Genomic DNA, 21,916 nt, shown 5'->3' with positions numbered 1-21,916 from the left:
GGAATCCGTCGGACGGGTGTGCGGGAGGGGGCGTGAGGGCAGAACGAAGCCCCCGATCACGGGGGAACAATCGGGGGCTTCGCGTCTGTTGGGGCTCCGAAAAGCCGCACATTGAGAACGTAAGACCTGTACCGCCCCCGGGTCAAGCGGAGTTGAGGTACTTGCCGGGCGATTTCTCACCATTCAGTACGACGGCGCCACGCGCTCACGTTCCGTGACGGAATGGTTCGTTCCTGATGCTGTTCCCGGTCCCTCCAGCAACTCGTATCCCACCGGCAACTGCCGCACCAGAGTGTCCGCGTGGGGACGGGAAGGGTCGGCCGAGAAGTGCTCCGCCTCGGCCGCCGTCCACCCGTCCCAGAACTCCGAGAGCGCGGGCCCGTCCCTGCGGCGGCCGCGCTCCCAGGACCGCGCGGCCGGCAGGTCCATCCACAGCAGCCGGGCCAGATGCGGCCGCAGCGCCCGGCGGCCGGCCCCCACGCCCTCGATCAGGACCACCGGCGCGGGCTCCAGGTCGCGCGGCGCCCCGAAGCTCCGCGCGGTCCAGTCGTAAGGCGCGTACCGCGCGCGCTCACCGCGCTCCAGCGGCACGAGCACCTGTTCCCGCAGCCGGTCCACCCAGGTGAAGAAGGACTCGTGCGTGGCCACGTCGTCCAGGTGCAGGACGGGTGCGTCACCGAGCGCGGCGGCCAGGCGGGCGGCGAAGGTGCTCTTCCCCGAGCCCGCGTGGCCGTCGACGGCGATCAGCCGGACCGGTCCGCAGGACGGCGCCAGGGTGCGCAGCCGCCGGGCGAGGAGCGAGAGGTCGTTCATGGACACCAGCCTACGAGCCGGTCCCGGGCGCCCGCCGTCCGCGTCCGGGACAGCCGCAGGTCACGCCAGTGGACCAGACCAATATTGGTTCATCGGCGCGAGCCGAATCGCTGGCCGGATCCGGCTGCGACCCGCGATAGTTGGCGCACTGTCGTGCACATCGCAGCCCCATTCCGCTTACGACCGGGGGTCTCGCCCATGAACAGACCGACCTCACGCAGGACCGTGCTGACCGCCGCGATCGCGGCAGCGGCCGCCGCCGGAGCGGTGTCGTCCGCCGGCTCCGCGACCGCCGCCGCCCGCTCCGCCGCCCCGCCCCACGCTCCCTCGGTGAAGGCCCCTGCCGTGGACAACCGCTTCTGGCACACCTACACCGACTGGCGCGCCGGCTCCGGCGCCGGGACGCGGGTCGCCGCGGGCCGCTGCCCCGGGCTGGTCATCGGCCACGCCGTGGGGCGCACCGACTACACCGACCCGCACACCGGTACGACCGCCACCTGGGAGTACGCGACCTGGACCTCCCCGGTCCACCGCTCCTCGGTCCCGGCGACCGAGGTGATCGCCTCCTGGAACGCGCAGACCCCGGCGGGCACCTGGATCCAGATCGAGCTCCAGGGCCACTACTCGGACGGCGGCTCGACGCCCTGGTACGTGATGGGCCGCTGGGCCGCCGGTGACGGCGACATCCGCCGCACGTCGGTCGACGACCAGAGCGACGGCAGGAGCTCGGTCTGGACCGACACCTTCTCGGTGGACGACCCGGCGAGCGGACTGCGACTGGTCTCCTACCGGCTGCGGCTCACCCTGTACCGCACCCCGGGCAGCCGTGTGACGCCCGCCGTCCGGAGGATCGGCGCGATGGCCTCCGACATCCCGGACCGCTTCACCGTCCCGGCCGGCACCCCCGGCCTGGTCCGCGAGCTTCGGGTGCCCCGCTACTCGCAGAACGTCCACGCGGGCCAGTACCCCGAGTACGACAACGGCGGCGAGGCCTGGTGCAGCCCCACCTCCTCACAGATGATCATCGAGTACTGGGGCCGCCGGCCGACCGCCGAGGACCTCGCCTGGGTCAAGCCCGGCCTGGCCGACCCGCAGGTCTGCCACGCGGCGCGGTTCACCTACGACTACCAGTACGAGGGCTGCGGCAACTGGCCGTTCAACGCGGCCTACGCCGCTACGTACGACGAGATGAGCTCGGCGGTGACCCGGCTGGGCTCGCTCGGGGACCTGGAGACGCTGATCCGCGCGGGCATCCCGGTCATCACGTCACAGTCCTTCCTCAAGGAGGAGCTGACCGGAGCCGGGTACGGGACCTCCGGCCATCTGATGACCGTGATCGGCTTCACCGAGTCCGGCGACGTGATCGCGAACGACCCGGCCTCGCCGGACAACGAGGCGGTGCGCCGGATCTACCGGCGCCGGGAGTGGGAGAACATCTGGCTCCGCACCAAGCGCTATGACGCGCAGGGCAAGGTCAGGAGCGGTACGGGCGGCGTCTGTTACCTGTACTGGCCGGCCATGCCGACCGCTGAGCAGCGCCGGGTCCTGAGGTCGTTCGGCCTGATGTGATCGGGCGCGGCGCCACGGCCGCCTCGACCGTCCGACGGCAGCGTTCCCGGCCGTCCGGGGTGAGGTGGCCGTGCTTGTCCACCGTGACCCCGATCGAGTGATGCCCGAGCCGGCGAGACACCTCGTGAACGGAAACGCCGCTCGTCGCGGTCACGGTGGCCCGCTTCTGTTGTCAATCATGCGGATTGAGATTTTTTCGACCCGGCTCTGATGGCCGGGTGCCGGACGGTTCCACGGAACGACGAAGCTCCTGGTGGGCGGGTTCTCGACCAAGATCACCCGCAACCACCAGGAGCTCATCGACGAGCGCCGCGGGCGCTCGCGCGGCCTATGGCATGACGCCCCGCGAATGGAGCTGGAGAGGCCTGATGCGACGACTCCGGTCCGGCCCGCCCTCGAACCCGAGGCCCTGGCGTTCGCCGAGGCGACGGCGAACCCGCCGTACCTGTTCGACCTGGATCCGGTCGAGGGGCGCAAGGCCGTGGACGAGGTCCAGCCGGGGGACGTCGAACTGCCGGTGATCGACGAGGAGTGGATCACTGTCACGGGCGGTCCCACCGGCAGTGTGCGGGCGAGGATCGTGCGGCCGGCCGGATCACCGGCGCGCTGCCGGTGATCCTCTGCATCCACGGCGCCGGATGGGTCTTCGGCAACGCCCGCACCCACGATCCGGTCACCGACGCGAGCCCCGACCCTGGTCGTCACCGCAGAGACCGACGTCCTGCGCGACGAGGGTGAGGCATACGCCGCCAGCCTCCGCACCGCACTCCACCCGGCCTGACCCACCGCCGCTGCCTGTGGGGTTCGAGGAGCCGCGTAGGCAGGCGAGGCCCTGACAGCGCTGAAAGGTACGAACGCGCTGTCAGGGCCTCGCCACTCAGCATGACCAACCGGCTTCCCGAGATGGGGACGGCGAGTGCCCCGATGCCCCACATCGGCTCACTCACACCTTGCCCCTGCCCGTGCCCCTGCTCGGACTGCTCGGACTGCTCGCGAGGACGGTAGCGACGAAAGACGGCCGTCGAGCCATACCTGAGCCGGCGAGACACCTCGTGCGGCAGTCCACCGTCCGCGCAACGGGCAGGGAGTGATCACGACGAGATCACCCCGCCGGCCGGGGCCCTACCGGCACTCGTCATTTCCGGTCGGGCGAATCGCTGGTGCCCTGCCGCGCCGCGGCGAACCGTCCATGTCGCCACCTGGCAACGCATCAGTCCTTGCTCCGGGAGGAAAAGAGAGGCGAGGCGTAGAGGAACTTCGGTGCCACCTGGTCGTCGTATCCTCCGCTCTTGGTGATCAGGAACTGGCAGCGCTGTGCCGGATCGCGCGACGCGTGCGAACCGTGCAGGACTTCTCGCCGCACGAGTTCACGGAGAACCCTGTCGGGGACCGAATTCTCTATCGCTCCGGGGCCCGAGGCCGTCAGCGTCGAAACCAGATCGCCACAGACGGTGAGAACAGCCTTCTCGTGGCGTCGTTCCGGAGACCATACGACCGCACTCCAGGACCGTCCGTCACCTCCGACGAGCCGTGTCCAGGGCGAGACCTCACCCCCCTCGCCGACGACTCGGAAAAGCACGACGAAGTCGTACCGGATGGGAAAGGGAGCGAAGAAACGCCAGTTGGGGATGGCGCCCATCCTGTCGAACTGACGGAACCAGTCGAAGGAACGGTGCGGGTGCTGGCTCACCAACGTGATCGCGAACCATCCGGCCAGCAGGGCGTCGACCGAACGATGAGCCACGGTTGAGCTGCGCTTCAAGACGTCCTCCCGGGTCCGCAGATCGATTGGAGGAACTCGCCGACGAGAGGCACGAGGCTCTCCACGCAGCGGCTTCCCATCGGCAGCTGGTCACGCATCACGTTCTCAAGACTCGTCCGGCGGCCGGCATCCGCGGACTTCAGCAGCTCCGCGTGCATCTCCTCGTATGCCTCGCTCTCGACACCCTTGGTGTTGGACGTGACCAGGTGCAGGGGCTTGCGCACCACGGGCATCGGATCGGGGTTCTGCAGTTCGGAGTGGGCTGCCTTCCACTCCCGCATGTACGCGCGCCACAACTCTGCATCCCGGTACTGATCGAGGCACAGCCGCCGCACGTCTGCGGGGAGAGAGCCGGCCCAGGGAGGCGGGACCAGAAGCGAGGAGAGGCCGATGCGCGATGACGAGGGCATGTATTTCAGATTGAAGCCGGATTGCTCGGACTTCGAACGAAGCAGCACAGAGCGCTGAAGCTCTGCGGGATACCGCGGATCAAGGAGCATCAGCGATGCTGTGGGCAGTGATTCCTCCGCGAGCAATGCGATCAGGCCGCCCAATCCATGACCCATGAGGACCACGGGTCGGTCGGAACCGGCCTTCTCGATGACACTGAGCAAGTCGCTGACCGCCGAGCCGAGAGAGAACTCTCCGCCCATTCGGTACCGGCTCCTGCCGTAACCGGCGCGGTTGTGGGTAAGGACGGAGAAATCGTGCTCCAGCGCCATCCTGAGCTCGCTCCAGCGCTCCACTGTCGCGCCCAGGTCGGGAACGAATACCAGTAGGGGATCCTGAGAGAAGGCAGGGGCGACCGCCGGGTGCAATTGATAGGAGATCAGGTTCCCCGAGTCGGCATCGAGGAAGCGCTCGCGGCCCGACCCCAGGCCGACTCTCCGCCGTCGCATCCTCTGAACCCCGATGCCACCCGCAAGGCTGCCGGCCAGTACCCCTGCGATCAGCCGGGGGAGGGTGTCGCTTCTATTTTCCATGGCGCACCGAACCGAGGTCCTGCTGCGTGACATAGAGAATCGCAGGGTATGTGGACAGAAAGGCCCACACGAAGCGGGAGAGACCCATCACACGGGCATTTATCACATGGAATGTACCCGCCGAGACGAGTACCGGCAGCGTCATCCTGCCTTTGGCCAGAAACACTACGGGGAAACCGCACTCAAGGAGCAGCACACCCGTAGTCGCAGCCCTGGCCGCGCGGGGGTATTTCTTGACGAGGCGAAAAGCGGTGCTGTCGCCGTACGCCTCGGTGCGCAGAATAAGCGGCAGAGCTTCGCCGGAACGCCAGAGGGGGCCGGCGGCCTTGGCCACCCCGGAAGCAAAATAGGAGAGGCTCGACTGAAGGCCTACGAACCAGAGGCAGGAGTCGACGATTCTGGGTTGCTGCTCACCCATACGTGCCAGGGCGGCAACACCCTGAACCAAAAATGCGACTTGGTCGGAGCCATCCGTTCCGAAATGCTGACGTGGGCTCGTGATCACGGATGTAAGTGAAAGGAACATTCCCGCTGCCGCACGATGACGGCGATGTGTTCCAGGAATCAACAACGAAAGAGCAGAAGCGGCACGCGCCACATGGATTGCGCGACTGACGCCCGGTCGGGAAACGAAGCCCAGAAAATCATGGACGTGACGCGGAGCCCACGAATATTCATCCTTGATGAGGTTCCAGTCCACCAGGGCGGCGTTCCGGGGGTTGCGATCGTTTGCCAGAACCTCCAGGCTGTTGACCAGATGAGTCACGGCGCTGATCTGTTCGGTCGTGGTAAGCGCCCGTTCCCGGCCGATCTGTGAGCGGGATATTTCTTTGATTCGCTTCAGAATCTTCATTTCGGTCACCTCTTTTCTGCGTGAAATCTGCCTCACACCATGCAAAAGGCCAAGTCGTCCGCGCCGGAGAAGGAAAGATCGGGAGAGATCATTTGCGACTGTGCGCGGTATGTTGCGCAGGCCGGCACGTCATGCCAGAAGGAGCGCGGCGTCCCAGGGGGCGGCAGAAGTCTCACCCGAGGAATAGGCTTCCAGGGCCAGGGCGATGCCGCTGGCACCGTCCAGGAACCCCGGCCGATCGAGGAGTTGGTCGTGTCTCTCGTCCGGGTATCGATAGCCGAACGGGGAGTCGGGATCGAACTCCTTCTCGATGATGGCTGCTATGCGATCCCTTGCGCGCGAGACGTCCTCGGCGCGCTCCCCGTCGCTGAAGAACTTCAGGCAATTGAGTGCGCCGGCCCAACCGTGGCACAGCGAGACATCGCGAATACCCCACTCCGGCAGTGGGGTGCGGATGATGGCGTCGACCGAGTCCGTGGCCAGTTCCCTCAGGTCGCGGCGGCCTGTGGCGGCTGCGGCCAACTGGAGAGAGCAGGCGATTCCAAGGCCGCCGTAGCACCAGGCCGTTCGGCCTCTCTCCTTCGTGGAGTACCCGCGACGCCAGTCGTCCCACGTGAGGAGATTCGGCCAGTAGACGCCGCGGTGGTCCACGAGCTGCTGCTCTTGAAATATCTGGGCGAGTCGCTCGATCGCCCGCTCCTGGTGAGGGACCTCGATTCCCGAGCTCCGGGCGAGTGACAACAGGGCCAATGGTCCGGCGATGCCATGTGACAGGCCCAGATTGAGATGACCTTCCTGGACGGATTCGACGGGCTCGCCCCTGGGACGGGTCAGGCACCAGAAGCCCGGCACGCTGAGGCCCCCGGCTCGAACCGACTCGCTCATGCCCACCAGCGTCGACAGGACGGTTCGCAGAGCATCCGCCATGGAGGCAGGTCGCATCAGGGCGTAGCGGCCTATTCCGGCCAAACCGGCTATGGTGTCGAACCTTGCTCTGTCGCCGATGCTGTTCTCGTTCATCCTGCGGCAGATGGCGGCGATGCCGGTCGAGATCTTCCGGTCCAGCTCCCGCAGGGCCCCCGTATAACCCCCGGCCGCCCTCTGTCGCATGACGATGCCGAACGCCACCCCGGCCTGTCCCGAGTACAGACCGGGGTTCAGAGCGGGGACCGAGGTGACCCAACGGGCAACACGTCTCATGTGCTCGTGTGCTGCCGGCCCGTCATGGCTGGCCCGGGTGGGATCGCCACCGAGCAGGATCGCCGGACCGAGCAGGCCACTTCCCAGCGCGTGCCGTGACTGAGGGTTCCAGTCCTCGGCGCCCGGCTGGTTCTCCAGGACGGTCAGCACTCGATCCGGGTCGGTGACTCGTCGTGCGATGTCCCCGGAGATCTTCGTCCATGTCGATTCACCGATTTGAGCGTCCGTCATTTTCCACGTCACCTTCAGCAGTTCACCGGGGCAGGGACGAGAGCTTCCGTCCGACATGACCCAGGAGAGTGAGGGTCTTTTTCTCGTTCTCAGGATTGATGCCGATGAGCCGGTTGTGCTGCATATGGAGAAGACTCAGGATCGAGTAGTTCCGGGCGGTCTCCGAAATGAACTGGGAATTACGTAGGATCAGATTGCCGTATTCCTTGGCGATAACGTTCCCGGACCAGGCCCGTTCGAGATTCGAGGACCCCAGGTGCTCACCGATCTTCGAGGCAGTATTGGTCGGCGATATCATGGCGCATGCCTCGTCGATTTCAGCACGGGAAACCGCCCCGTCGTGGCTCTTGGGGAACTGCTTCCCCACCCAGGTGCACCAGTCCAGTCCCAGTGAATCCAGTAGACAGGTGTAGTTCGCGACCATCAGTGTTCCGATGCCTGCATTCTGAATGCTGTTGGCCTCCAGCAGGCGGATCTGATTGATGGCCGTCTGGCTGTCGATGCAGAACAGTTTCTCGGCCAGAGTCATGGCGGTCGCGCCTCCGTACCTGGAGACCTCCGGTTCGTAGTTGTCCACCGTCACCTTGCGGACGACGCCGGACGCGCGCAATCTCTTCGCGGTGTCCAACAGTTTGATGAGAAGGACTTCCCTCGCCTCATCGTTTGCGGCGTGAAAGCGTAGCCGGATGTGAGGGTCCGGTGAGTTGAACCGGATGAAGAACCATCGGTCCGTCCATTCAGCCACCTCGCGGACAATGTCGGGAAGGTGCTGCGATATGAACTCGTTCTGCGCATTGAGATCCCCGAACACCCGGATGTAGGCCCACTCGCCGGCCGGTTCGTACCGTGGGCTCTCGAACACCCTGGGGACCTGCCGCGCCTTCCGTGAGGTCATGGGGTGCGGTGTGCTGCGGAGGGGGACGACGATCTCGCTGCTCCGATCCTGCAGCCATCCGAAGTCGTGATCCTCTTCTCCCAGGGTCTCCGTGATCTCTACGCCGCCCTTGAGGACGTCGCGCCGCAGCATCTCGCGGTGGAACTCACTGTCCAGATCGATTCCGTACACCCGGTCCAGATGAGAGACGCTCACGTTGCTCTGGATGTCGGTGCGCTCTCTCCAATCCTGAACCGCACGCGTCCAGGATGCTGCGTCCCGAGCAGAATTCCGCATCTCAGCACTGGGGCGCCAGGTCTTGGGAAAGGCGATGACTCGGCCGATGCGGACACGTGGCAGGGCCGGCATCGACTCGTAGCCTGTCCAGGACCACGGCTTCCATGCCTTCGTGCCGTCCGAGTATCTGAGTTCACTGAGAAGACGCGCAAGATTCGGTGCGCGGTTCTGGAGGGCGAGCATATGCGGGACGAAGGGTTGCACATCCCTTCCCTTGCGTTCCCAATGAAGCCGGAGTGCCTGACCGTCAGAATAGACAACGAGCTCTCTCCAGTCGATGTGTCCATCGCCGCGGTCGCTGAACGTGCCGACTGGAATGACGTAGGGAGAAAGCTGCGGCGCCCGCATAACATTGAGCGCCCGAGCCTTATTGGGCTGGAAATCCACCTGCGCATGGATGACATCCTGCATGTCCGTCGTGGGACGTGCGTAGAGGTCGGAAACAGCCTTCACGCTGCCGGTGATCCGGGAGAAACGTCCCATGGTCGCGCCGATGACACGAGATCCGACGAGCGGCGACGCTGCGAGCCTGAAATCTCCCGCATTCATGTCGTCAAGGCTTCGCGCCATCAGCTGGAAACAGAGATCCATTGAAGAAGGCGGAGCCGTGCTCATTTCGCCACGGGCCAGTATGTCGATATCGGCATCGCTCAGGACGATCTCTCCGTCCTTGCTCGCCAGTCCCCTGTGGAGCAGTGCTCCCAGCATCTCGGCGCGCTCACTCGGCTTCGATTCGGTCCCCAAGCCGTGATCGTGCTCACGGAGCATGCGGGACTCTACCGGAGGGTTCTGGAATCCTTGGGGGAAGCCCAGCCCGATATGGGAGTCGATCAGCCGGTCCAGGCGTTCCGCGCCATATTTTCCGTACTTGTCGGCGAAGGCATTGAAGTATGTGACCATGTGCGGGTGCGATGAGGTGTTCGGTGCAATCCGCCAGACCGCGGACGCATACTTTTCTATCTCGCGCAGCACGCCGTAGGGCAGTGCAGCTTCCATCCCCGTCCTGAGGTCGACCTGGAGCGGGACGTCCTCAGTCCGCCCCGTTGCCGCCTTGGCCAGTGCAAGAGTGCGCTTGTAGTCCTCAAGGCCCTCGCCCACTGCACGCTGTTCGTATTGCCGCTGGCCTTCGGATACCTCGCGAAGGGCGATCAATGTGGCGTTCTGGGTTCCCTCTGGTATGTCATCCAAATTCCCTGACACGAGGGAGGTGAGAACGACTTCGCTTCTGATGAGCTCCAGCATGTAGCCATCAAGTCGATCTCGACTGATCTCCGGAAATGAGTCAGCCAGTCTGCCGATGGCTTCTGCATAAGGGATCGGGCTCTCGGTGATGGTGCGTACGGAAGCCAGGAGTTTGGTGAGGCGTATACTCACCTGTCCCTTCCGTTGCTCAGTCTCCGTGCCATGCAGGCCGGCGTACGGAATGACTATTCTGTTGCCCCGAAGGTGGCAGAGGTCGTTCGCGACGATGGTCAGCCGGTTGCGCACCTCCGCGATGCCGAGCAGGGACTTCGCGACCTCGGAGAACCATCCCTCGTCGTAATTTACGTGTTTTTGGTTCCGTGAGAATCTGAGACTTGCCCGGTCGGCAGGGGTTGCCACGGAAACCCCTGCCTGAAGCCCAAAGGGAGTTGGCCGCCCCGTTATACGCAAAGCGTATTTCGTGACAGAGATCGCCGTTCTGACAAGTTTCTTCCGGGACAGCACATCACCACGCGCAAGGGAATCCAGGGTCTCACCCAGTGATGTGCTGGAAACCGCAATGGCTTCTTTCAGGGTTGCGTTGGAAGCCAGTCCCCGGATGTAGGCAACGAGCTCCGAATCCGACGTTTCGCTTCTGTGCGTCGAGCGAGGGGTCGATATGGAGAGAGCGCCTCGTGGGAGGGAGGCGGCTCGGAGCAGTATGGGCTCCTCGGCGGCGAAATAAGTGCCCGTCATCTACGTTGTCCTTGTTCCGTCCGGCTGAGCCGTCGGTCTGCTGAGGCGAGTGCGGACCGATCTGGGCATCGCGATCTCTGATTTCATTCAGACTGGATCTGTCCGGGCGTCCCCCAGGGTGTGGGTTCGGAGGCCCGGTCGCTGGATTTCATAGGAGGATCGGTGGCCGATGGGGCGGGCTGGAGCGGCTGAGCCGGCCGGTCCGGGAGTCATCGCCAGGATCGTACGGAGGCAGTTCGAGCGGCATTCCGCGCGACCGGAGGCCCACGGATCGACCTGGATTCGCGATCCATCCGTGGGCCCGGTCTTCTGCTTCCTCAAATCTTCAGCCGGCTGTCAACCGCTTGACTGAAGCGTGAGGCTCCTGCGGCCTGCTGCGGATCTACGCGCAGCAGATCGGGCCGCGAATCCCCATCGAGGTGTTGACATTGTTTCCCATGCTGTCGACCGCGCAGGTCAGCGTGAAGTCCGCGCTTTCGTCACTCGCCAGGAATTTAATGTCGAGGTCGAGGTCGGACAGTTCTTGATTCGCCACTGCAGTAATGAGGTCAGTGCTCATGTAGCTGTCTCCCTATTCCAGGTTATACCCAGGTCAGTAGACCGCAGATTCCTTGCCTTTTGAGCAAATAGAACCGGCGGAACCACGGGTGTGCCGTAGAACTCGGAATCACTGTAAGCGCTGTTCGGTGAATGGGGAACAGGGGTGATCAAATTTTCTCCTCGGGGCCTTCACATTACCCTTTCGTCTGTTTTTGATCTAGTTTTCGTGAGTATTTCGGCATTCCGTACGGCGATTAGCGCCGTGCCGGCGCAGTGCGTTGCGGCGGATGGCGTCCGAGGTGCGTGGGCGCCTGCTTCACGCAGGGAGGAAAGAACCTGTGGGCAGGTCTCGCGGGCTCGCGGGGGTGTTCCCCGCGAGCCTGCGAGATGGGCGGACGGGGGCCGACGCGAGTCGCAGGAAGGTCGAATAGTCGCAGGTCAGTGGGGTATTTCCAGCTCGTCGCCGGCATGGGCGCTCGTGTCGGAAGCCGCCGGTCCGGAGCCTGGAGGGTGGGCGGTTCGGTGGCTGCGGGGGGTGAACCGGGCCGCGGGTGAGGAGGAAGCGTGAGGGAGGTGTGGCCGCCCATCGCGAGCCCCTCCGGGCGGCCCGAAGAATATTTTTTGGTTTGGGTGCGGCGGTTGCTGGAGAGTATTCAGAAGGAATTGGGTCATTGAGAGAGCCCGGCCAGGAACGCGTGAATCGGACGGTCAGGGGTGAGTGCTGCCTTGACAGATTCCAGGAATGCCATGGCATGCTTCGCGGCATGGATGCCAACGGTATTATGGCCAGGGTGTGGTCGGCGGAGGGTCGGGAAAATCCGTATCCCTACTACAGAATCCTGACCGAGGGCGGGCCGGTCCATGAGCTGACGGCCCGCAAATTCCTGGTCGTGGGCTACGCCGAAGCCGATTACGTACTGCGTAGTCCGCTTTTTCCGGTTCAGACGCTGGACAGTCCGGACCGGGGGAAGTTGCACCCGGACGGTTCTTCCGTGAACTTGTTCCTGGACTCCCTGATCCATGCTGGACCCGAGGATCACAGGCGGGCCCATCATGCCCTGGCTCAGCCGTTCACTCCTCGTCGACTGGCTGCGATGAGATCCGCCGTCGCTCGTAATGTCGAGGTTCTCCTGGATCGCTTCGAGGGCCTGGCCCGACAGCGCGGCGTCGTGGACTTCATGGACGAGTTCGCCTATCGGCTGCCGATTTCGGTGATCAGTGAAGTCGTAGGTGTGCCACGAGCGGATCAGGATTGGCTTCTCGTCCAGTTCAAGTACTTGGCGGACGCGGACAAGCCCGAAGATCTGCCTCAGGCCGCCAAGTCCGCCAGAGAAGTGGAGGAGTACTTCACATCACTGATCGCGGAGAGCCGACGGAACCCTCTTGACGATCTCATAGGCGAGCTGCTGCACGTCCAGGACGACACCGGCGGCAAGCTGACGGATCGAGAGCTGCTGGCAAATATTGTTTTTCTGTTTGTGGCGGGATTCGAGACCACTGCCTACGGCATCGCCAGCGGCCTGTCGATTCTTCTTGAGCGGCCTGATGATCGCGTGGCGGTACCGGCGACCATGGAAGCCGCGACACTCTTCGTGGACGAGGTCCTTCGATACGACCCGCCGGCGCATCTCGCCAATCGTCGAAGGGTGGCACAGGAAACCACGGTGGGTGGTTGCCTGATGCCTGAGGGCGCGGAGGTCATGGTGCTCCTGGCGGCGGCGAACAGAGACCCTGCTCGATACGAGGATCCGCACACGTTCAATCCTGCGCGCAGCTCTGCGCCCTCTCTCACGTTCAGTGCCGGTCCGCACTATTGCCTGGGTACAGGTCTGGCACGTATCGAGGCCCAGGAGGCTCTCCAGCGAATCCTGGTGCGCTTCCCCGGAATTGAGCTCGCGGGAAAGCCGGTGCGCGCCCACCGCTTCCCGATCCGGGGATTCGAAGAGCTCCCTGTAGCGGTCGGGCAGTAGTCGCGATCCGGAGCCCACCCCCCCACCCGGCGCCCCGGAGCGATGCGACATCGGACAACACGGCTCACGCTTCAAGATCCTTGAGCATCCGGGAGTTGCCGACCGTGTATCCGAGGGATGTGTAGAGACGGAAGGCGGTCTGGTTCCCGGCGAAGACACTCAGAGCTACGGCAGAACATCCCGATGACAGGGCTTCGATCTCCGCAACGTGCATGAGTGTGCGCCCATGCCCGGCGCCGCGATGGTCCGGGTGGATTCTTATGTCGTAGACAAACCACTGCGACGAGAGGCTGCCGTCGCGACCGCCCCAGAGGTACCCCACCGTCACGTCGTCGTGGACAAGGACTTGAAAGGAGTACCGGGGAGAGCCGATTCCGGTGGAGGACAGCTCGTCGACCCAGAGTTCGGCGTGCTTCTCAGCAGGGCCGGCGGACATGCCGCTCTGGCGCAAGGCCCGTACGTAGTCGGTGCGGAACTGCCGGGACCAGTCGAGGAAGTCGTCCTCGTCCATGGGGCGTGCGGAGCTGCCCGGTGCGATCCCCGGCAGCCCCCCGAGGGGCTTGTGCATCGTGTGGGACAGTTCGACGTAGCCGAGCCCGCTGAACAGCGGCACAAGCTGGTCATCGGGCTGAAGAGTCACCTGTGAGTGTTTGCATCCCACGGTCCGAAACCGTCTCTCCGCCTCCAGCACCGCCCCTGATCCCCAACGGGAATCCGGGTCCGGGCGGCTGATCCGGAGCTCCTCGATGCGGCCCACCGTGGATCCGTGACCGGGATCCGCGGAGGTGCGAATGAGCCCGACGATTTCCCCGCCGTTTTCCCGTATCTCTGACAGCCGGCTGAGCGGGCCGGACCCGGAGTCGTCCGCGACGCGGCTGACCAAGCGGACCGAGGCCGACGATTCGGATGGTCTCAACGGAATCTCCTTCGCGCGACGAGAGTGGAGGTCGGGCTGAATTCCACAGCGGTGGTCACGCCCCCAACGCCCCCGGGGCTGATGCGTTCTCAGATGGCGGGATGAGTGGTTCGCCCTGGTGCTGTATGAGACCGGCCGACCGAAGGCAGGAAGCACGACTGCCGGGACGCCTCGCCCGACCTGATCGCTCAACCGCCGGCCATGAGCAGGGCCAGTGAGCAGTACGGCACCACCCTGCCCGCCGCCGTCATCGGCTTTCCCCGAACGCATCCAGCGGTCGTCAACGTTACCCTCGGCATGCGGAACCAGGAACAGGACGAGCGAAACGTGGAGCTCCACGAACAGCACGTCCCGGACGCCCTGTGCGACGGTCTTCGCGCCACACGGGCGGTGCCCACGCGGGCACACTCACCACCGTCGTCTTTCCTTGCGTCCGCGTGGTCGACGGTGGTCACGCCAGGACGCAGCGCGTCCCCGAGAAGTTGGTCGGCATGCACTTGTTGCAGTGCACGCACAGCGAACGGGCCGAATCCTCTTCCCGTACGCGGTTGACGAAGTCCGGCTCGCGCAGGAGTGCGCGCGCCATCGCGACGAACTGGAACCCCTCAGCCATGGCCAGATCCATGGACGCCCGGCTGCTGATACCGCCGAGGAGGATCAGGGGCAGGTCGAGCGCGGCACGGAACTGGCGGGCCTCCTCAAGGAGGAACGCGTCGCGGTAGGGGTACTCGTGCAGGAAGCGCCGGCCGAGAATCCGTACGCCGACGCGCTGTGGACGTGGCAGTGCTGCCGCGAAGTCACGCAGCGGCGCCTTCCCCTTGAACAGGTACATGGGGTTGAGCAGGGAGCTGCCGACGGTCAGTTCCAGGGCGTCGACCGTGCCGTCCGCCTCGATCCAGCGGGCGACCTGCAGCGCCTCGTCCAGCCAGAAGCCGCCGCCGACGCCGTCGTCCATGTTGAACTTCGCCAGGATCGCGATCCGGTCGCCCACCGCTTCCCGCACCGCACGGACCGCGGAGCGGGCCACCTTCGCCCGGTTGTGCAGTGAACCGCCGTACGCGTCCTTGCGTTTGTTGATCCGCGGGCTGAGGAACGAGCTGGCGAAGTAGTTGTGCCCGAGGTGCACCTCGACGGCGTCGAAGCCGGACTCGACCGCCATCCGGGCGGCCGCCCCGTGCGCGCGGGCGATGCGGGCGATGTCCTCCTCGGAGGCGGCGCGGGTCATCTGCCCGCCCAGGTGGTTGAACCGCCGGCTCGGTCCGAGCGCGGGCAGCCGGTTCGACCGGGGGTTCGCGACCGGTCCCGCGTGTCCGATCTGCGCCGATGCCGCGGCGCCCTCGGCATGCACGGCATCGGTGAGCCGCCGCAGGCCGGGGACGGCGTCGGGCCGCATCCAGATCTGGTCGTACTGCGTACGTCCCTCGGGCGCGACGGCGCAGTAGGCGACGGTGGTCATGCCCACGCCTCCCGCCGCCACGTTCCGGTGGAACTCGATCAGCGGGTCGGTGACGAGACCGCCGTCACTGCGTCCTTCGAACGTCGCGGCCTTGATGGTGCGGTTCCGGAGCTTCAACGGGCCGATCTCGCCCGGCGACAGCACATCGGGAGTCGGCTTGCCGGTCATGCGACCTCCTGGGTACGGGGCGGCTGGAGCGCACGACATCTGTAGCGGTTCGAGCCGTCGATTGCCATGGCCACGACCACTCGCGCACCCCTGGGCGCCGACGGCGCCAACTCGTGTGCCCGGGGGAAACGCTCGGCGTGCCCCCACGGTCGGGAACGGACTCTCCGCAGCACGGGTAGTCCTGGCCGAAGCGGCAGGCGTCCAGGCAGCAGTCGAAGCCCAACTCGCCGAAGAGGTCCGCGTCCTCGCCGCGGCAGTACTTCTCCGGGCCGTCGGACACGTGCCGGCGCGTGCCGTCGTACCAGAAGACACCGCCCGCGCAGTGAATCGTCAGGCCCGTCACGGGGGGCGTGAGGTTCAGCGAATCGTAGTTCTCGGGACAGTCGCTCACCAGGGCGGCGAGGGATGCCGGGACGCCCTCGTAGAAGGACTCCTGAAGGGCGAAATTCTCCTTTGCGTACAGATTCGGCGTCCTCCTTTGCGTACAGATTCGGCGCCGACCCGTGGTCGAACGCCAGCAGCAGCGCGTGGCCGTCCTCCGCGAAGCACCACGACCGCGGACCGGCCGCCGCAGTCGTTCCGGGCCGGACGGTGTGCGCCGGTCACCGTCACCGGTTCGACCCCGGTGAGGTCGTCCATGACGGCCGCGCGGCGCCGCACCGCCGGGAGGCTGTCGCTGCCGGGGCGTCCCGCATCGCGTTTGCTCAATCCCGGAGGGTATCCGCGGCCTGTGGCAAGGCCGTCGGCAACCACCTCGCCACGGGTGCCGGCTCGCGGACGGTGTGTTCCGATGCGACGCCGGTCCGGGTGGCCGGGTCCGTGGATCAGGCCAGGAGCGCGGCGTGCTCGCGTGCGGATTCGGCGGCACGCTCCAGCGACCGCCGCGCCGACTCCTCGGCCTGCGGCACCAGTTCGGCCATGGCGGGGTTGACGGGGGCCTTCGTCAGCTCGCGCGATATCACCTCGACCTGGAGGCCGAGTCCGCCGCCCAGCACCTTCTCCAGGTAGTTGGTGTCGAACTCGAAGCCGGCCCGCGGGGTGCCGGGGCGGTACGAGCCGCCGCGCGAGGACGCGATCACCACGCGCCTGCCGGACGGTGCCACGCCCTCGCCGAAGGTCCGCCCCGCCAGGATGACCTGGTCGAGCCAGGCCTTCAGGGTGGAGGGGATCGTGAAGTTGTACATGGGGGCGCCGATGAGGATGACATCGGCCTTCTCGAATTCGGCTATGAGCTCCTCGCGCAGGGCCGGGACGGTCGCCGCGGTCACGGTGGCGGCGTCGAGGTGCGGCACGGGTGTGGCGGCCAGGTCGCGGTAGATGACGCTGCCCTGGGGGTGGGCCGTCTCCCAGGCCTTGCGGAAGGCATCGGTGACCTGGCGGGATCCGGAGTCCTTCAGCGGGAAGAGGGACGAGTCGATGTGCAACAGGACGGCCATGGAAGGCACTCCTCAAGGTGGCCGCGCGGTGCGCGGATGCGGTGGAACCGGCATGACGAAGCGCCGGGCCTCAGCTTCGTAAGCTGCTTATGAAAGTATAGTAACTTACTTTTTAGAAGTACTCTGACGGGTGGCGATACGATGAGCGCATGGCAAATGGGCAGCGGAACGCTGGGCAGTGCGCGGGCGTGGGCGGGGCGGTGGAAGGCGTCTTCGTCCTTCTGGGCAAGCGCTGGAACGGCGTCATCCTCGCCAGCCTGATGAGCGGTCCGGGCCGTTTCGCCGAGCTGCGCCGCGCCGTCAGCGGGATCAGCGAGCGCATGCTCTCCGACCGTCTCGCCGAACTCGGTGAGGCCGGCCTCGTGAGCCGGGAGGTGGACGCCGGCCCGCCGCTGCGCGTCACCTACCGCCTGACCCCGGCGGGCGAAGCCCTGAGGCCGGCCCTGGAAGAGCTCGGCAGCTGGGCCGAGCGGTTCCTCGGCCCGGCCGGGCAGGGCGGCTGCCCCGGCGCGCGGCAGCCGGAAGCCGTGGACCCCCGGAGCGCGTGACACCCCGGACCGAACCCGTTCCGAGCGGGGCGCCGAAGGTGCCTGTCAGGTGAAGTGCACGGAGGAGGCGGGTTCGTCCGCCTCCCGGGTGGCGGCCGGGAAGCGAGGAGGCGCAGGTCCTCTTCGGCGGGGGAGCCGGGTTCGGCGGTGTGGATGGTGAGGGTTGGGCCGGGTTCGGCGGCCATGTCGAGTCCCTCGTGGGCGAGGGTGAGTTCGCCGACGGCCCGGTGGTGGAAGCGCCTGGTGCCGGTGCCGTGGTGGCGGACGTCGTGGGCGCCCCGACGGGTGCGGAACTCGTCGCTGCGGGTGGACAGTTCGCCGACGAGGTCGTGCAGGCCCCTGTCGTGCGGATTCCGGCCGGCCTCGGTGCGCAGGATGGCGAAGGCGACATCGGCGGCCTGGTCCCAGTCGGGGCAGAAGCAGTGGGAGGCGGGGGCTAGGAAGTTGAACCTGGCCAGGTTCGCCCGGTTGGCCGGGGAGGTGTGAACGTCGCTGTAAGGCGCGGGCGAGCTGGTTTGCGGCGAGCAGGTCCATGCGCCCGTCGCGGACGAAGGCGGGTCCGGCGGTGATCGTGCCGAGGGTCCACCGCAGGCTGCGGTGCGGGGTCCACTGCCGGGGGTTGCGGCGCCGGGGCCGGGTGAGGACGTCCGAGCCGTCCGCCGCCTGCGCGAGGTGGAGCAGGTGCGCGCGTTCGGTGTCGTCCAGCTGCACTGCCCGGGCGACCGCTTCGAGGACGGCCGGGGAGACCCCGGCGAGGCTGCCGCGCTCCAGCTTCGCGTAGTACTCCACGCTCACATCGGCCGGCGCCGCGACCTCGCTGCGCCGCAGGCCCGGTACGCGACGGCGGGGGCCGGCGGGCGGCCCGGCCCGCTCCGAGGTGATCTTGGCGCGCCGCGAGGTCCCTCCTCAAGCCCCGACCCGGCCCTCGCTTCCTCCCTCGAAGTCACCGGACCCGCCCTGGTCGGCGCCGCCTTCACGGCCCCGACCCTGCTGCCGCTGATCGCGCCGGGCCTCACCGACCGGCGCCGCCGCACCCGGACCGTCCCGATCGCCGTCGAACGCGCCGCCCCGACACCGGGGCCGGGCCGTGCCGGGCACGCCGAAGCCCCGGCCCCGTCGGCCTGCTGCGTGTGCCGACGGGGCCGGGGCGGGTACTCCGAGGGGTCAGCGGACGCGGAGCGCCTCGCGGAGCGTGGTGAACAGGTCGGTCTGGTCGGTGACGCCCAGGACCCGGTAGGCCTGCGGGCCCTGCGCCGCGATCCGGACCTCGGTGCCGGTGTGCTCCTGCGACTGGCCGGGCGTGTTGGTCGAGTAGTTGACCTTGAGCTGCTGGCCCTCATCGGTGATCAGCGTGGAGGTCAGGCCGGGCGGCTGGGCCTCCAGGGGCACGATCTGGCTGCTGTGGCCGTGGTCGGCGGTGGTGACGACGAGGGTGTCGGGGTGCTTGGCGGCGTACGCGCGCGCCGTCTTCACCGCGCGGTCGAACGCGGCGGTCTCGCCGATCTGGCCGCACGGGTCGGCAGCGTGGTCCTGCTTGTCGATCGACGCGCCCTCGACCTGGAGGAAGAAGCCCTTCTTGCTGTGGCCGCGCTTCTGCTTGGCCTCCAGGAGCTGGATGGCCTTGGTGGTCTGGTCGGCGAGGTTCGGGGTGCCGGAGGGGCGGCCCGGGTTGGAGGTGACACAGCGCTGCGGGGCGGTGCCGCCGACCGCTGCGGGCTTGCCCGTCCACTCGGTGGCGACATTGCCCGGCGCGAAGAGCCCGAGCACCGGCTTGCCGCCCTTGACCGCCTTCAGGGAGGTGTTGTCGGTGACGACCTGGTAGCCGAGCTTCCGGGCCTGCTGGGTGACGGTCAGACCCTTGTACCGGCCCTCGGTGATCTTCTGGTCGAAGCGCTGCTTGCCGCCGCCGAGGAGGACGTCGACCTTGTGGTTCACGCTCTGCTCGGCGATGGAGCCGGGGCCGCCCTTGGCGATGGTGTCCGTGGGGCACTTGGCCATGTCGGCGGGGCCCTGGCAGGAGCGGTCGGTGACGTGCGAGGCGAGGACGGCCGGGGTGGCGTCGGTCAGCTCGGCGGTGGTCACCGAGCCGGTCGCGTAGCCGCCCTTCTGCGCCAGCTCCAGAATGGTCGGCACGGCCTTGTCCTTGCCCGGCGTCTTGGAGATCCGGCCGTTGACGGTCTTCACGCCGGTCGCCCAGCCGGTGCCGCTGGCCGCGGAGTCGGTGACGTAGTCCGGCGTGCCGTCGGCGTGCACGGCGTACGTCGTGTACGCGCCGGTCAGCGGGAACTTGTCCATGTTCAGGTGGCCGGCCGCGCCCACCGTGTAGTCGCGGGCGAGGGTGATCTCCGAGTCGCCCATGCCGTCACCGATGAGCAGAATGACGTTCTTCGCCTTGCCGCCCTTGATGGCGTCCTTGGCGTGCTCCTTCGTGCCGGACGCACCGGCCGTCGCCGTGAGAGCGGCAGCGGCGGTGGCGGTGGCTACGAGGACCGCACCGGTGGCTATCAGGTGACCGCGGGAAAGGCGCTTACTGGGCATGGAATCTCCTTGATCCGGCCGGCGGGGAGCACCGACGAGGATCACCTCACCAGCGGCGGGTGAACCATCGGTGACGTGGAAGCCGCGTTCTTCCTGCCGGAACATGGCATCGGGGCACGTACCCGGTCGCCGTACGGCAGTGGGGGGGGGGGGGCGCGGGGCCCCGGCGGAAGGGAATCCGCCGGGGCCCACTGCCCGGGTGCGTACGGCCGGAGGCCGGTGACCGGCCCCGGTGGCCCTTATCGGTTCGTGACCGGTGCCGGTCCGCACCGGCGCCGGCCGTGACCAGTGTCAGTCCGTACCGGCGCCGGCCGTGACCAGTGTCAGTCCGTACCGGCGCCGGCCGTGACCGGTGTCAGTCCGTGCCGGATTCCATCGCGGCGCGGTCCAGCATGGTCTCCTCGTCCGTGGCCTCGCCGCGGGAGGCGATCGCCTGGGCGCCGCCCTGGTCCATGGCGCCGATCAGACCGGTCGAGGCGGCCTGCGCGGCACCGATCGGCGTCGGGTGGCCGCCGCCGACCAGGCCCAGACCGGCGTACTGCTCCAGCCGGGCACGGGAGTCGGCGATGTCCAGGTTCCGCATGGTGAGCTGACCGATCCGGTCCACCGGGCCGAACGCCGAGTCCTCGGTCCGCTCCATGGAGAGCTTGTCCGGGTGGTAGCTGAACGCCGGGCCCGTGGTGTCGAGGATCGAGTAGTCCTCGCCGCGCCGCAGCCGCAGCGTCACCTCGCCGGTGATCGCCGCGCCGACCCAGCGCTGCAGGGACTCGCGGATCATCAGCGCCTGCGGGTCCAGCCAGCGGCCCTCGTACATCAGCCGGCCGAGCCGCCGGCCCTCGTTGTGGTACGCGGCCAGGGTGTCCTCGTTGTGGATCGCGTTGACCAGGCGCTCGTAGGCGATGTGCAGCAGCGCCATGCCGGGGGCCTCGTAGATGCCGCGGCTCTTGGCCTCGATGATCCGGTTCTCGATCTGGTCGGACATGCCGAGACCGTGGCGGCCGCCGATCGCGTTGGCCTCCATGACGAGGTCGACGGGGGAGGCGAACTCCTTGCCGTTGATGGTGACCGGACGGCCCTGGTCGAACCCGACCGTCACGTCCTCGGTGGCGATCTCCACCGACGGGTCCCAGAACCGCACGCCCATGATCGGGTCGACCGTCTCGACGCCCGTGTCGAGGTGCTCCAGGGTCTTGGCCTCGTGCGTGGCGCCCCAGATGTTGGCGTCCGTGGAGTAGGCCTTCTCCGTCGAGTCCCGGTACGGCAGCCCGTGCGCGAGCAGCCACTCCGACATCTCCTTGCGGCCGCCGAGCTCCGTGACGAAGTCCGCGTCCAGCCAGGGCTTGTAGATCCGCAGGTGCGGGTTGGCGAGCAGGCCGTAGCGGTAGAACCGCTCGATGTCGTTGCCCTTGAACGTGGAGCCGTCGCCCCAGATCTGCACCCCGTCCTCAAGCATGGCCCGCACCAGCAGCGTGCCGGTCACGGCGCGCCCCAGCGGCGTGGTGTTGAAGTAGGGGCGGCCGCCCGACCGGACGTGGAACGCGCCGCAGGAGAGCGCCGCAAGCCCTTCCTCGACCAGCGCGGCACGGCAGTCGACGAGCCGGGTGATCTCGGCGCCGTAGGCGGAGGCGCGGCCGGGCACGGACGCGATGTCGGGCTCGTCGTACTGGCCGATGTCGGCGGTGTACGTGCAGGGGACAGCGCCCTTGTCGCGCATCCAGGCGACGGCGACGGAGGTGTCGAGCCCGCCGGAGAAGGCGATGCCGACGCGCTCGCCGGTGGGGAGGGAGGTGAGGACTTTGGACATAGGAAGACTATGCATCACTT

16 protein-coding genes and 2 pseudogenes are annotated in these 21,916 nt (G+C 67.0%); 5 read left to right on the top strand and 13 right to left on the bottom strand.

Going from position 1 to position 21,916, the window contains the following annotated elements; all coding sequences use genetic code 11:
• Positions 1 to 183 precede the first annotated feature (183 nt).
• Positions 184 to 813: a uridine kinase family protein gene (locus AADR41_RS07070; protein ID WP_342280506.1), complete on the bottom strand. Its 630-nt coding sequence runs from the start codon at positions 811 to 813 to the stop codon at positions 184 to 186.
• A 198-nt stretch (positions 814 to 1,011) separates the two neighbouring features.
• On the opposite strand from AADR41_RS07070, the gene AADR41_RS07065 reads away from it, so the two are divergent.
• The 3 genes and pseudogenes from AADR41_RS07065 to AADR41_RS42815 all read left to right on the top strand — a co-directional run bounded on the left by AADR41_RS07065 (position 1,012) and on the right by AADR41_RS42815 (position 3,163).
• A complete protein-coding gene (locus AADR41_RS07065; protein WP_342280505.1) occupies positions 1,012 to 2,382 on the top strand; it encodes a peptidase C39 family protein in 1,371 nt (456 codons plus the stop codon).
• A 349-nt stretch (positions 2,383 to 2,731) separates the two neighbouring features.
• A pseudogene (locus AADR41_RS07060) lies at positions 2,732 to 3,051 on the top strand (esterase); the annotation flags it as partial.
• Positions 3,050 to 3,163 (top strand): alpha/beta hydrolase fold domain-containing protein, encoded by a 114-nt coding sequence (locus AADR41_RS42815; protein ID WP_446750992.1) that lies wholly within the window; start codon positions 3,050 to 3,052, stop codon positions 3,161 to 3,163. The pseudogene AADR41_RS07060 and the gene AADR41_RS42815, both read left to right, overlap by 2 nt.
• A 429-nt stretch (positions 3,164 to 3,592) precedes the next feature.
• Here AADR41_RS42815 and AADR41_RS07055 read toward each other — a convergent pair whose 3' ends face one another.
• The 6 genes from AADR41_RS07055 to AADR41_RS07030 form a co-directional block, all read right to left on the bottom strand.
• Positions 3,593 to 4,144, bottom strand: a complete 552-nt coding sequence (locus AADR41_RS07055) for a hypothetical protein (RefSeq protein ID WP_342280504.1) — start codon at positions 4,142 to 4,144, stop codon at positions 3,593 to 3,595.
• The gene (locus AADR41_RS07050; RefSeq protein WP_342280503.1) at positions 4,141 to 5,127 is read right to left on the bottom strand and encodes an alpha/beta hydrolase; all 987 of its coding nucleotides are present in this window, start codon (positions 5,125 to 5,127) and stop codon (positions 4,141 to 4,143) included. The genes AADR41_RS07055 and AADR41_RS07050 overlap by 4 nt, the downstream gene beginning before the upstream one ends.
• Complete coding sequence (locus AADR41_RS07045) at positions 5,117 to 5,980, bottom strand: hypothetical protein (protein ID WP_342280502.1); 864 nt, start codon at positions 5,978 to 5,980, stop codon at positions 5,117 to 5,119. Before AADR41_RS07045 ends, AADR41_RS07050 begins: the two co-directional genes overlap by 11 nt.
• 129 nt (positions 5,981 to 6,109) lie before the next feature.
• The gene (locus AADR41_RS07040) at positions 6,110 to 7,468 is read right to left on the bottom strand and encodes a lanthionine synthetase C family protein (protein WP_342280501.1); all 1,359 of its coding nucleotides are present in this window, start codon (positions 7,466 to 7,468) and stop codon (positions 6,110 to 6,112) included.
• On the bottom strand, positions 7,434 to 10,520 hold the full coding sequence (locus tag AADR41_RS07035; RefSeq protein WP_342280500.1) for a lantibiotic dehydratase: 3,087 nt from the start codon (positions 10,518 to 10,520) through the stop codon (positions 7,434 to 7,436). The genes AADR41_RS07040 and AADR41_RS07035 overlap by 35 nt, the downstream gene beginning before the upstream one ends.
• A gap of 382 nt (positions 10,521 to 10,902) precedes the next feature.
• Positions 10,903 to 11,079 carry a hypothetical protein gene (locus AADR41_RS07030; protein WP_342280499.1) on the bottom strand — a complete coding sequence of 59 codons (177 nt, stop codon included), beginning with the start codon at positions 11,077 to 11,079 and terminating at the stop codon, positions 10,903 to 10,905.
• A 745-nt stretch (positions 11,080 to 11,824) separates the two neighbouring features.
• Between AADR41_RS07030 and AADR41_RS07025 the strand changes: the two genes are divergently transcribed.
• Complete coding sequence (locus tag AADR41_RS07025) at positions 11,825 to 13,030, top strand: cytochrome P450 (RefSeq protein WP_342280498.1); 1,206 nt, start codon at positions 11,825 to 11,827, stop codon at positions 13,028 to 13,030.
• Between the two features lie 64 nt (positions 13,031 to 13,094).
• Here the strand turns inward: AADR41_RS07025 and AADR41_RS07020 are convergent, their stop codons facing one another.
• The 3 genes from AADR41_RS07020 to AADR41_RS07010 all read right to left on the bottom strand — a co-directional run bounded on the left by AADR41_RS07020 (position 13,095) and on the right by AADR41_RS07010 (position 17,006).
• Positions 13,095 to 13,787 carry a GNAT family N-acetyltransferase gene (locus AADR41_RS07020; RefSeq protein ID WP_342280497.1) on the bottom strand — a complete coding sequence of 231 codons (693 nt, stop codon included), beginning with the start codon at positions 13,785 to 13,787 and terminating at the stop codon, positions 13,095 to 13,097.
• A gap of 610 nt (positions 13,788 to 14,397) precedes the next feature.
• The gene (locus AADR41_RS07015; RefSeq protein WP_342280496.1) at positions 14,398 to 15,570 is read right to left on the bottom strand and encodes an NADH:flavin oxidoreductase; all 1,173 of its coding nucleotides are present in this window, start codon (positions 15,568 to 15,570) and stop codon (positions 14,398 to 14,400) included.
• Positions 15,571 to 16,394: 824 nt separating this feature from the next.
• Positions 16,395 to 17,006 (bottom strand): FMN-dependent NADH-azoreductase, encoded by a 612-nt coding sequence (locus AADR41_RS07010; RefSeq protein WP_342280495.1) that lies wholly within the window; start codon positions 17,004 to 17,006, stop codon positions 16,395 to 16,397.
• Positions 17,007 to 17,155: 149 nt separating this feature from the next.
• Between AADR41_RS07010 and AADR41_RS07005 the strand changes: the two genes are divergently transcribed.
• Entirely contained in the window at positions 17,156 to 17,554 is a 399-nt protein-coding gene (locus AADR41_RS07005; RefSeq protein WP_342280494.1) for a winged helix-turn-helix transcriptional regulator, read from the top strand.
• Between the two features lie 45 nt (positions 17,555 to 17,599).
• Here the strand turns inward: AADR41_RS07005 and AADR41_RS07000 are convergent.
• The 3 genes and pseudogenes from AADR41_RS07000 to argG all read right to left on the bottom strand — a co-directional run bounded on the left by AADR41_RS07000 (position 17,600) and on the right by argG (position 21,896).
• Positions 17,600 to 18,436, bottom strand: a pseudogene (locus AADR41_RS07000) (helix-turn-helix transcriptional regulator).
• 282 nt (positions 18,437 to 18,718) lie between these two features.
• Positions 18,719 to 20,092 carry an alkaline phosphatase gene (locus AADR41_RS06995; protein ID WP_342280493.1) on the bottom strand — a complete coding sequence of 458 codons (1,374 nt, stop codon included), beginning with the start codon at positions 20,090 to 20,092 and terminating at the stop codon, positions 18,719 to 18,721.
• A gap of 355 nt (positions 20,093 to 20,447) precedes the next feature.
• Positions 20,448 to 21,896, bottom strand: coding sequence for an argininosuccinate synthase (argG, locus tag AADR41_RS06990; protein ID WP_342280492.1), 1,449 nt, complete (start codon positions 21,894 to 21,896; stop codon positions 20,448 to 20,450).
• Between the last annotated feature and the right edge of the window lie 20 nt (positions 21,897 to 21,916).

The sequence above is a fragment of the Streptomyces sp. CLV115 genome, from assembly GCF_038448545.1.
GTDB classification, from domain to species: Bacteria; Actinomycetota; Actinomycetes; order Streptomycetales; family Streptomycetaceae; genus Streptomyces; species Streptomyces sanglieri.
The sequence above is the reverse complement of the archived record's forward strand: the minus strand, read 5'-3'. Positions and strand labels throughout refer to the sequence as shown.